This window comes from Nocardia sp. NPDC002869, assembly GCF_046764065.1.
GTDB classification, from domain to species: domain Bacteria; phylum Actinomycetota; class Actinomycetes; order Mycobacteriales; family Mycobacteriaceae; genus Nocardia; species Nocardia rhamnosiphila.
In genome coordinates this window covers 1-11,132 of sequence record NZ_JBKOOL010000180.1, presented here as the reverse complement: position 1 = coordinate 11,132, position 11,132 = coordinate 1, and the positions used below count along the sequence as shown (strand labels likewise).

Genomic DNA, 11,132 nt, shown 5'->3' with positions numbered 1-11,132 from the left:
GCCTTCGGCTCATGCGCTTTCGAGGCCGAAACGGCGAGACGGGCCTCAACCCTTTGAGGTGTCTCGTAAAACTCGACGCATGCGGGTTGCGTCGGCATTCGACGTCCACGTCGAAACGGCGGGCCGCAGAGTGCGACCCGCCGTCTTCGCTGATCGAGCGATCGACGCTATTTCCCGAGCAACTGCGCGCAGCGCAGCAGGCCCAGGTGGCTGTAGGCCTGGGGATGGTTGCCCAGGGACCGTTCGGCGATCGGGTCGTATTCCTCGCTGAGCAGCCCGGTGGGTCCGGCCACATCCACCAGCTGCGCGAACAGCGCTTCGGCGTCGGACCGTTTGCCGATCAGCAGGTAGGCCTCCACCAGCCAGGCGGCGCACAGGTGGAATCCACCTTCGCCGCCGGGCAGGCCGTCGTCGTGGTGGTAGCGGTACACCGTGGATCCGCTACGCAGTTCGGCTTCGGTGGCCACCACTGTCGCGGCGAACCGCGGGTCGGACGGGTCGATCAGACCGCTGAGTCCGATATGCAGGGTCGCCGCGTCGAGATCGATGCCGTCGTAGGCGGCGGTATAGGACTGGACTTCGTCGTTCCAGCCCTTGGCCTTGACCTCCGCGGCGATGGTTTCGCGCAGCGGCGCCCAGTCGCTGTCGACGGGACGGTCGAACTTCTCCGCCAGGGTCAGTGCCCGGTCGATGGTGAGCCAGCCCATCACCTTCGAGTAGACGTGGTGGCGGGGGTTGCCGCGGATTTCCCAGATGCCGTGGTCGGGTTCGGTCCAGCGGCGCTGCACCGCCGAGACCATCGCGTGTACGAGTTCCCAGTCGGCGTCGGGAAGTACCTTGCGCGGATCGGTGGTGCCCTGCTTCTCCCGGGCGTGGGCCAGGCTGGTGATGAGGTCCACGATCGGGCCGAAGACGTCCAGCTGGACCTGCATGTTGGCCGCGTTGCCGACCCGCACCGGCCGTGATCCGGCGTAACCGGGCAGCTGGTCGATCACGGCCTCCGGCGGCAGGGTTTCGCCGTAGATCGTGTACAGCGGGTGCAGGCGTTCGGGGCCGGGCAGGGTTTCCAGCACCCGGTGCACCCATTCCAGATACTGTTCGGCCTCACCCAGGGAGCCCAGCGAGACCAGGGCGCTGGCGGTGAGCGCGGCATCGCGCAGCCAGCAGTAGCGGTAGTCCCAGTTGCGGACGCCGCCGATATCCTCCGGCAGCGAAGTGGTGGCCGCGGCCAGGATCGATCCGGACGGCGCGTGCACCAGCCCGCGCAGGGTGAGCGCGGACCGTTTCATCAGGTCGGGTTTGAGGGCGGGCAGGTCGAGGGTCGCCGCCCATTCTTTCCAGTACAGTTCGGCGATCCGCCGCCGTTCGCCCTCACCGGTGGCGGCAGGCGTCAGATCATGTGTGCCGCAACGCAGTTCCAGCACGATCGGGCCATCGGACGGGTCCACGACCGCGGTGGCCGAATCGTGGGCGCCGTCGCTGTGGATCTGCCACTGCACCCCGGGGGCGCGCAGCACGACCGGATCGTTGGTGCCCCAGACCCGCAGGCCGTCGGTTTCCACCTGGATGGACACCGGAACCTGGCCGAATTCCGGCCGCGGGGCGAAGATGATCTCGGCGGGTGCCGTACCGGTGATCACCCGGGTGAGATCGGTGCGGTCGGGGTCGACGTCATGCGGAAGATAGTCGGTGACCTGCAGTTTCGCCCAGCGGGTCTCGACGGTCATGGTGCCGTCGACGTACCGCTGGGACAGGGGCAGGCCCGGCCGCTGCGGGCAGATGGAGAAGTGCCCGGCGTCCATACCACCCAGCAGGTGGGCGAAGACGGCGGCCGAATCCGGCTCCGGGTGGCAGAACCAGGTGACGGTGGCATCGGGGGTGACCAGTGCGACCGAACGCGGGCTGGCCATCATGGTCAGCCGTTCGATCCGGGGCGCGCTGGCGCCGGCCAGCCAGGTGCGGCGTTCCTCGAGCAGGAAAGCCAGCGCGTGCGAGACCGCCTCGGTGCTGTCGACCCGGTATTTGGCCAGCGATTCGCCCTCGCCGACCTTGATGCCGATATCGGGCCCGGTCAGCGCGCGGAACGCTTTCTCGTCGGTGACGTCGTCACCGAAGAACACCGCCGCCGACGCGCTCTCCTGGTGGCGGACCGTGCTGAGGGCCGAACCCTTGTCGGTCGGCACCACGGCCAGTTCGATCACGGCTTTACCCTCGGTGACCTGCACGCCGACCCAGCAGGCCGGACCCTGGCGGGCCTGGCCGAGGGCGCGGCGGCCGATCTCGGGGGTGGCGTTGCGCACGTGTAGCGCGACGCTGGCGGGTTTGGTCTCCACCGTGACGCCCGGATGGTCCGCGGCGATCTTGTTGAGGGCGGTCACCACCTCCCGCAGCAACTGCCTGGCGTCACTGTCGATGGCGTGTACGAAACCCACGTCGAATTCCGAGCCGTGGCTGCCGATCAGCTGCACTTCGACCGGTAGCCGGGAGAGTGCGGCGAGGTCACGCAGCGCTCTGCCGGATATGACCGCGGCCGTGGTGCCGGACAAACCGGCCAGCGCGCGTAATGCCCGCACGGATTCCCCGTGCGGGTACGCCTTGGCCGGATCGGAGACGATGGGAGCGAGTGTCCCGTCGTAGTCCGATGCGACGAGCAGCCGAGGGACGCGCGCGACCGTCGACAGCGCTCGGCGGAGTTCCAGTGGCAGATCCTGTGCGCTCACACATCCAACCTATTGATCGGAGCTTTCGTTAAGAGGGGGCGCGCATGACAATACTGTGTCATGTCCGCTGATCCGATTCGGTGGGAAGTGTGGGCGGGTACCCCCGGCTCGACGTGCGGGTGAACCTGCGCCCGGTGTCGTTCCGACGCGAAATCCGCAGGGCCAGCTCACCGGCGTGCGTGGGGGATTGCGAAGTTTTCCCGGCTCGCGCGACCCCGCAGCGAACGCTCGGACACCGCCGCGCCCCATCGCGGCCGGTGAGTCACCGGCGGCGGCCACCGGGCGTGGCGGCGCGGGTCTCAGGAGCGCTGACCGAGCAGGAGATCGACGGTCAGCTCGAGCCGTTCGGAGACATCGGTCGCGGAGGCGCGGCGGGTGAGCCAGGCGACCAGATTCGACAGCCACACATCGCTGATGACCCGGGCGATGGCGAGCTGGCGATCGGTGGGTTCGCCGTCGTTCATGGCCCGGGCGAACACCCGGTCCATCACCTTGCCGACCCGGTCCACCTCGGCGGCGGCCGAGGCGTCGGCGAACATGAACGCACGGGTCATGGCCTCGGTGAGCAGCGGGTCGCGCTGCATCATCCGGGTGATCTGGGAGAGCAGCGCGTGCATCCGCTCCTCCGGCGATTGACCCGCCAGCGGTTTGCGTTTGCCCTCGAACTGCTCGAACTCCCGCGCCAGCGCCGAGACCAGCAGGTGCACCTTGGACGGGAAATACCGGTACAGGGTGCCGACCGCGACATCGGCGCGTTCGGCGACCGCGCGCATCTGCACCGCGTCGTAGCCGCCCTTGGAAGCGAGCGCGAGGGTGGCGTCCAGGATCCGCTTGCGGCGTTCCCGCTGCGCGGCGGAGCTCAGTTCGTCCTCCCGCAGCGTGGTGACGGGGGCGGCTGTCGCCGCACCCGGATCGCCGGGCTGGGAACGGGAGGGGCTGGCCATGGAGTGGACTTCCTTTCCGTGACGTGTCGCGGACGTCAGCGCGTGCGGCGATGCGGTGGGCGCTTCTCTTGACTTCCGCCCACCGTGGATATTAGAACATGTTCTAGGTGTGGGAGTCACGCCGGAAAGGCGGTATGGACTGTGACCATCGCCACCACTGACGAGCATAAAGCCGTTCAACAGTCGATGAGCGGGTGGGCAGCAGCGGCCCAACCGATTGCAACAATGCGGGCCGACGCGACCGACTTCTGGCGTACGTACTGGGCAACGCTGACCGATCTCGGGATCTTCCGGGTGGCGGTGGCCGAGGAGGCGGGCGGTGCGGGCGGATCGGTCTCCGATCTGGCCGTATTCATCGAACAGGCAGCACACGACATGGTCGGCGGCCCCCTGCTGACCACGGCGATCGCCGGCCTGGTGACCGCCGGGCGGCTGCCGGAGGAACAGCCCTGCGGGATCGCGCTGGATACGGTCGCCGGGGACGAGACCGCGCCCGGCGGCGGACCGGCGGTGCCGGCCCTCGACGGTGCCGGAACGCTCAGCGGTAGCTGGGAATCGGTACTCGGCGCCGCGCCCGGAGTCGCGGTGCTGCTGCCGGTGGACACCGCGGAGGGCCGACGCTGGTGCCTGCTCGGCCCGGATACGCCCGGACTGCAACTCGAAGCCCTGGAACCGCTCGACCTGACCACCCCGCTGGCCCGGGTCCGCTGCACCGAGGTCCGGGTCGACCCGGACGCGGTGTTCACCCCCGATTACGCGGTGGAAGACCTGCTGGTCGCGCTGGTCGTGGCCGAACTCGCCGGCGTGACCGGCTGGTGCCTGACGACCGCGGTCGACTACGCGAAGGTCCGCGAGCAGTTCGGGCGGCAGATCGGGTCGTTCCAGGCGGTCAAACACATCTGCGCGTGGATGCTGTGCCGCACCGAACTCATCCGGTCGGTGGCCGCCGACGCGGCCGCCGCGGTCGACTCCGGCGGCGCCGAACTGCCGATCGCCGCCGCCATCGCCGCCGCCATCAGCCTGGACGCCGCGGTGGACACCGCGAAGGACTGCATCCAGGTACTCGGCGGGATCGGCTTCACCTGGGAACACGATGCCCACCTGTACCTGCGCCGGGCGACCGCGCTGCGCCAGCTGCTGGGCGGCGCGCCGTACTGGCGGGCCCGGGTCACCGAGCTGACCCGGGCCGGTAGGCGCCGCACCACCGGCGCCGACCGGGTCTTCGCCGACGCGGCGCTGGCCGGCGGGGAGACCGATACCGAGGTGGCCACCGATGAACTCGCCGCCGAGGTCGCGCGTATCGCCGCGCTGCCGGCCGCGCGGCAGCGCGGTGCGCTGGCCGACGCGGGGCTGATCATGCCGCACTGGCCGCAGCCCTACGGTCGCGGCGCCGATCCGATGACCGGATTGGTGATCTCCGAGGAACTGCGCCGGGCCGGGCTGACCGTTCCCGACCTCACCATCGGCGGCTGGGCGATCCCGACCCTGCTCCAGCACGGCACCCCCGAGCAGATCGAACGGTTCGCCTGGCCGACCCTGCACGGCGAGGTGGTGTGGTGCCAGCTGTTCAGCGAACCGGGGGCCGGTTCGGATCTGGCCGCCCTGCGCACCACCGCCGAACGCACCGAGGGCGGCTGGGTACTCAACGGCCAGAAGGTGTGGACTTCCCTGGCCAAGGAGGCGAACTGGGCCATCTGCCTGGCGCGCACCGACCCGAGTGCGCCCAAGCACAAGGGCATCAGCTATTTCCTGGTCGATATGCGCAGTGCCGGGATCGATATCCGGCCGCTGGTGCAGATCACCGGCGAGGCCCGGTTCAGCGAGGTCTTCCTGGACGGGGTCTTCGTGCCCGACGACTGTGTGGTCGGCGCGCTGGGCAACGGCTGGAAGATCGCCCGCTCCACGCTGTCGGCCGAACGGGTCGCCATGAGCGGTAACGGGATCGGGCCGGCGCTCGAGGAGCTGATCGCCAAACTCCCGGCGACCGGACGCGGGTCGGAGCTGCTGAACGATCGGCTGGGCGGTTTCGTCGCCGACGCCATCGCCGGGCTGCTGCTGGAACAGCGCGCGGCGGTCCGGATCCTGGCCGGCGCCGACCCCGGCGCGCAGAGCAGTGTGCGCAAACTCGTGGGCGTGCGGCATCGGCAGGCGGTCGCCGAGTTCGCCGTCGAGGTGGCCGGGCCGGCCGGCGCGCGGACCACCGAGGACACCTCGGAATTCCTGCTCACCCGCTGTCTGTCGATCGCGGGCGGAACCGAGCAGATCCTGTTGACCGTGGCAGCCGAGCGGATTCTGGGACTACCCCGCGACGCGGCCGGCTAGTTCGTGCGACGACTGGAGAGCAGAACGTGGACTTCACCCGAGACGAGGCTCAAGAGGCGGTGGCCGAGGTCGTCGTCGGACTACTGGAGCGGGAGGCGGCGCGCGACGCCGAACTCTGGCCCAAGATAGCGGCTACGGGCCTGCTGTCGGTCGCGCTACCGGAACGGTTCGGTGGCGACGATATGGGCATAGACGCCGTATCGGTGCTGCTGACCGAGCTGGCCACCGATGCCGTGGCCGCCCCGGCGCTGCCCACCCTGGGTTTCGGCGTGCTGCCGCTGCTGGGGGCGGCGCCCGAGGCGGTGGCCGCGGAGGTGTTCCCGGCGGTCGCCGAGGGCGCGGTGCTGACCGCGGCGATCAGCGAACCCGGCGCGCCCCTGACCACCGAACCCACCACCAAGGCCGAGGTGACCGGTGACAAGGTGCGGATCACCGGGTACAAGGTGGCGGTGCCGTGCGCCGATCAGGCGCGCTGGCTGCTGGTGACCACGGATTCCGGGGTCGCGGTAATCGATTCGGATGCCGCGGGCCTGTCCCTGACCCCCTCGGCCGTATCCGGCGAACTCGCCGAATTCTCGGTGAAACTGGACGGGGTCGAGGTACCCGCCGACCGGCTGCTGCCGGACGCGGGCCCCCGGCTGCACCGGTTCGCGCTCGCCGCCATCGGCGCGGCGGCCGACGGTTTGCTCTCGGGTGCGGTGAAATTGACCGCTGCCCATGTGGGCACGCGGCAGCAGTTCAACCGGCCGCTCGCCGAGTTCCAAGCGGTGGCCCAGCAGATCGCCGACCTCTATGTGGTGTCCCGCACGCTGCATGTGGCTGCCGTCTCGGCGAATTGGGCTCTTGGACAAGATGATTCGAGTCCGGAGCGGCAGCAGCGGATCGACGACGATCTGAACGTCCTCGCCTACACTGTGGCCGCGGAACTTCCGCGTGCCATGCAGAAATGTCACCACCTGCACGGCGGCATCGGCGTGGATGTCACCCACTCGATGCATCGCTACTACTCACAGTCCAAGGACCTCGCCCGCTGGCTGGGCGGCGCCGCGTTGCGGCTCGAACGATTGGGGGCAGGGTGTTCATAGATCTGACCAGCGAACAGCGCAAACTACGCGACGACCTGCGCGCCTACTTCGCCGATCTGGTCACGCCGGAGGAGTCCGCCGCCATGGCGGTCAACCGGCACGGCGACGCCTACCGCGAGGTGGTGCGCCGGATGGGCCGCGACGGCTGGCTGGGTGTGGGCTGGCCCAAGGAGTACGGCGGCCAGGGTTTCGGCCCGGTCGAACAGCAGATCTTCTTCAACGAGGCATCCCGGGCCGATGTCCCGCTGCCGCTGGTCACCTTGCTGACCGTCGGCCCGACGCTGCAGCAGTTCGGCACGCAGGAACAGAAAGAGAAGTTCCTGCCCGGGATCCTCGCCGGCGATATCCATTTCGCCATCGGGTACTCCGAGCCGGAGGCCGGTACCGATCTCGCGGCACTGCGCACCAGCGCGTCCCGCGACGATTCGGGCGACTGGATCGTCAACGGTCAGAAGATCTTCACCACCGGCGCACACGAGGCCGACTACATCTGGCTGGCCTGCCGCACCGGCCCGGTGGCCGACCGGCACCGCGCGATCACCATCCTGATCGCGGATACGAAGGATCCGGGCTACTCCTGGACCCCGATCATCACCGCCGACGGCGCCCATCACACCAACGCCACCTACTTCGACAGCGTCAAAGTTCCGGCGAACATGCTGGTCGGTGAGGTGAACAAGGGCTGGCGCCTGATCACCACCCAGCTCAATCACGAGCGGGTGAGCCTGGGACCGTCGGGCAAGATCGAACAGCTCTACGACCGGGTCCGTGATTGGGCGCGGCCGCGCGGCGTACTCGACGATCCCGACGCGCGCGCGGCACTCGGGCGCATCCATGCCATGACCCGGCTCAACGAACTGCTGAACTGGCAGGTGGCGGCCACGGCCGACGATCCGAACATCGATCCGTCCCAGGTCGTCGCGGACGCTTCGGCGACCAAGATCTTCTCCACCGAATCGCTGCAGGAGGCGGGCCGGCTGGCCGAGGAGATCATCGGCCGGTTCGGCGACCCGGCCGAACCCGCGACCGCCGAGCTGATGACCTGGCTCGACCGGCGGACGAAGCAGAACCTGGTGGTGACCTTCGGCGGCGGCGTCAACGAGGTGATGCGCGAACTCGTCGCCTCGGCGGGCCTGAAACTGCCCCGCGTACCCCGCTGATGCGATCCTCCGCCTTCGCTCCGGCGTCCGCTTCGGGTGGTGAAGTGTCCGGCCACCGGTTGCCTGCTGTTGTGGACCTCGTGCGGTTCTCTGTGTCGGACGTGACCAGCGGTGCCGAGTTCAGCGAGGCCATCGACCTGCGCGCCGTGAGCGCGCCGAAACAGTAAGGAGCGCCGTGCCGGATATCAGTACACCGGAAGCGATCATCGCCGCCGCGGAGCGGATCAAGGCGGCCGGGGCCAGTGCGCCGCGGCCCGGCCGCGATCCGGTGAACCAGCCGATGATCAACAACTGGGTGGAGGCGCTGGGCGACAGCAATCCCGTCTATGTCGACGAGGCGGCCGCGAAGGCCGCCGGGTTCGACGGGATCGTGGCCCCGCCCGCCATGGCCCAGGTGTGGACCATGCTGGGTTTGGGTGGCCGCCGTCCGTCCGACGATCCGATGGAGGCCACCAACGCGCTGCTCGACTCCGCCGGGTACACCTCGGTGGTCGGCACCAACTGCGAGCAGATCTACCACCGCTATGTGCGGCCCGGCGAAGAGGTGAGCATCACCAGCGCGCTGGACAGTATCAAGGGCCCGAAACGTACCGGGCTGGGTGAGGGGTTCTTTCTGACCTACCGCACCAGCTGGTACGTCGGCGACGAACTCGTCACCGAGATGCTCTTCCGCATCCTGAAGTTCGCCCCGGGTGCGGCCGCCGCCCCGGAACCGGCACCCGCCGAACGGGTGCGGCCGCTGGTCTCCCCGGACACCGAGTTCTTCTGGGAGGGCACGAAAGCCGGCGAGTTGCGGATCCAGAAGCTTCCCGACGGGAGCCTGCGGCATCCCCCGATCCCGGCCATCTGGCAGGACAAGACCGAACCGGTCGATTACGTGGTGTCCTCCGGGAAGGGCACGGTGTTCAGCTACGTCGTGCACCACGCGCCCAAGGTGCCGGGGCGGGATCTGCCGTTCGTGGTCGCGCTGGTGGAACTCGACGAGGGGGTGCGGATGCTGGGTGAACTGCGCGGTGTCGAACCCGCTCAGGTCGAGGTCGGGTTGGCGGTCGTGGCCGGTTTCGAGAAGCTCGACGACGATACGGTGCTGCCGTTCTGGAAGGTGACCGCATGACCGCCACATTCGACCCGGCCGCGGTCCGGGTCGGGACCGAACTGCCCGAACTGTCGATCCACGCCGATCCGACGTTCGTCATCAGCACCGCACTGGCCACCCGGGATTTCCAGGACGTGCACCACGATCGGGACAAGGCGGTCGAACGCGGTTCGAAGGACATCTTCGTCAACATCCTCACCGATACCGGTCTGGTGCAGCGGTTCGTGACCGACTGGTCGGGGCCGAGCACGGTCGTGAAATCCATCGCGCTGCGGCTCGGGGTGCCGCTGTACGCGTACGACACGCTGACCCTCACCGGCAAGGTCGTCGAACTCGACGGCGAGGACGTCCGGCTGGAGGTCGTCGGCAAGGACAGTTTGGGCGATCACATCGTCGCGACGGTGGTCGCGACGGTACCGGGTGCCGGAGGCGGGGCGTGAGCGCAGCCGCGACGCACAGTCGGTGTCCAGCCCGCGGAACGAGGAACACATGATGAATTCGCAACATCCCCTGTCCGGCCGGGCCGCCATCGCGGGGATCGGCGCCACCGATTTCTCCAAGGAATCCGGTCGCAGCGAACTGCGGCTGGCCGCCGAAGCCGTAACCGCGGCCCTGGCCGACGCCGGGCTCACCCCGGCCGATGTCGACGGGCTGACCACCTTCACGATGGATACCAACCTGCAGGTCGCGGTCGCCCGCGCGGTCGGCATTCCGCAGTTGAAGTTCTTCAGCCATATCGGGTACGGCGGTGGCGCGGCATGCGCGACCGTGCAGCAGGCGGCGATGGCCGTGGCGACCGGGGTCGCCGATGTGGTCGTGGCGTACCGGGCGTTCAACGAGCGGTCGGTGTCCCGGTTCGGGCAGTTCTCCACCTCGCTGGCGGCCGCGCCCACGTCCTCGGGTATCGACGCCGGATGGTCGTATCCGCACGGTCTGGGTACGCCCGCCGCGCAGGTGGCGATGGTCGCCCGGCGGTACATGCACGTCTATGGTGCGACCTCCGCCGATTTCGGCCGGGTCGCGGTGGCCGATCGCAGGCACGCGGCGGTGAACCCGAACGCGTTCTTCTACAACAAGCCGATAACCCTGGAGGACCACCAGAATTCACGCTGGATCGCCGAACCGCTGCATCTGCTGGATTGCTGTCAGGAATCCGACGGCGGCGTGGCGATCGTGGTGACCAGTGTGGAGCGGGCGTGGGACCTGCCGAATCCGGCGGCCGTGATCACCGCCGCGGCGCAGGGCAGCGGCGCCGATCAGTACGTGATGACGAGCTACTACCGCGATGCCCTGACCGGGTTGCCGGAAATGGGCCTGGTCGGCGACCAGCTGTGGGAGCAGAGTGGTTTGCGGCCCGCCGATATGCAGGCCGCAATTCTGTACGACCACTTCACCCCGTTCGTCCTCATGCAGCTGGAGGAACTCGGTTTCTGCCCGCGCGGTGAAGCGAAGGATTTCATTGCCGACGGGGCTATCGAAATCGGCGGAAAACTCCCGATCAATACCCACGGCGGGCAGTTGGGGGAGGCATATATCCACGGCATGAACGGCATCGCCGAGGGTGTGCGACAGGTGCGGGGGACGTCGGTCAATCAGGTCGATGCGGTGGAGAACGTACTGGTCACCGCGGGGACCGGGGTGCCGACCTCGGGGCTGGTGCTGAGCACGGACCGGGTCGCGTAACCGGGCCGGCGCCGGTCGCGTGGTCAACCGTGATAGACACCTGCCGCGGGGCGGGCGCGGGTGGGGGCGGGGGGGGGCCGGCGGGGCGGACAACCTGTGAGTGATGAGCAAAGCACAGACCA

The 11,132-nt window shown here is 68.9% G+C and carries 8 protein-coding genes; 6 read left to right on the top strand and 2 right to left on the bottom strand.

Features of this window, described 5'->3' with window-relative positions; all coding sequences use genetic code 11:
- Positions 1-167 precede the first annotated feature (167 nt).
- On the bottom strand, positions 168-2,720 hold the full coding sequence (gene otsB, locus ACLML9_RS24690) for a trehalose-phosphatase (RefSeq protein WP_411947758.1): 2,553 nt from the start codon (positions 2,718-2,720) through the stop codon (positions 168-170).
- 299 nt (positions 2,721-3,019) lie between these two features.
- Complete coding sequence (gene kstR / locus ACLML9_RS24685) at positions 3,020-3,664, bottom strand: cholesterol catabolism transcriptional regulator KstR (protein ID WP_030524112.1); 645 nt, start codon at positions 3,662-3,664, stop codon at positions 3,020-3,022.
- Positions 3,665-3,805: 141 nt separating this feature from the next.
- Here kstR and ACLML9_RS24680 point away from each other — a divergent pair, with 141 nt between their 5' ends.
- The 6 genes from ACLML9_RS24680 (at position 3,806) to ACLML9_RS24655 (ending at position 11,010) form a co-directional block, all read left to right on the top strand.
- On the top strand, positions 3,806-5,986 hold the full coding sequence (locus ACLML9_RS24680; RefSeq protein WP_411947757.1) for an acyl-CoA dehydrogenase family protein: 2,181 nt from the start codon (positions 3,806-3,808) through the stop codon (positions 5,984-5,986).
- A 26-nt stretch (positions 5,987-6,012) separates the two neighbouring features.
- Positions 6,013-7,071, top strand: a complete 1,059-nt coding sequence (locus ACLML9_RS24675; RefSeq protein WP_411947756.1) for an acyl-CoA dehydrogenase family protein — start codon at positions 6,013-6,015, stop codon at positions 7,069-7,071.
- On the top strand, positions 7,062-8,231 hold the full coding sequence (locus tag ACLML9_RS24670) for an acyl-CoA dehydrogenase family protein (protein WP_411947755.1): 1,170 nt from the start codon (positions 7,062-7,064) through the stop codon (positions 8,229-8,231). Before ACLML9_RS24675 ends, ACLML9_RS24670 begins: the two co-directional genes overlap by 10 nt.
- Before the next feature lie 175 nt (positions 8,232-8,406).
- Positions 8,407-9,345, top strand: a complete 939-nt coding sequence (locus ACLML9_RS24665; protein WP_411947754.1) for a bifunctional MaoC family dehydratase N-terminal/OB-fold nucleic acid binding domain-containing protein — start codon at positions 8,407-8,409, stop codon at positions 9,343-9,345.
- The gene (locus ACLML9_RS24660) at positions 9,342-9,767 is read left to right on the top strand and encodes a MaoC family dehydratase (protein ID WP_411947753.1); all 426 of its coding nucleotides are present in this window, start codon (positions 9,342-9,344) and stop codon (positions 9,765-9,767) included. The genes ACLML9_RS24665 and ACLML9_RS24660 overlap by 4 nt, the downstream gene beginning before the upstream one ends.
- Positions 9,768-9,819: 52 nt before the next feature.
- Positions 9,820-11,010: a lipid-transfer protein gene (locus tag ACLML9_RS24655; protein WP_411947759.1), complete on the top strand. Its 1,191-nt coding sequence runs from the start codon at positions 9,820-9,822 to the stop codon at positions 11,008-11,010.
- The last annotated feature ends 122 nt before the right edge of the window (positions 11,011-11,132 follow it).

Bases quoted from the DNA above. Each gene is read 5' to 3' on its own strand.
- kstR (WP_030524112.1), bottom strand. From the start codon at position 3,664: ATGGCCAGCCCCTCCCGTTCCCAGCCCGGCGATCCGGGTGCGGCGACA.
- ACLML9_RS24655 (WP_411947759.1), top strand. From the start codon at position 9,820: ATGAATTCGCAACATCCCCTGTCCGGCCGGGCCGCCATCGCGGGGATC.
- ACLML9_RS24660 (WP_411947753.1), top strand. From the start codon at position 9,342: ATGACCGCCACATTCGACCCGGCCGCGGTCCGGGTCGGGACCGAACTG.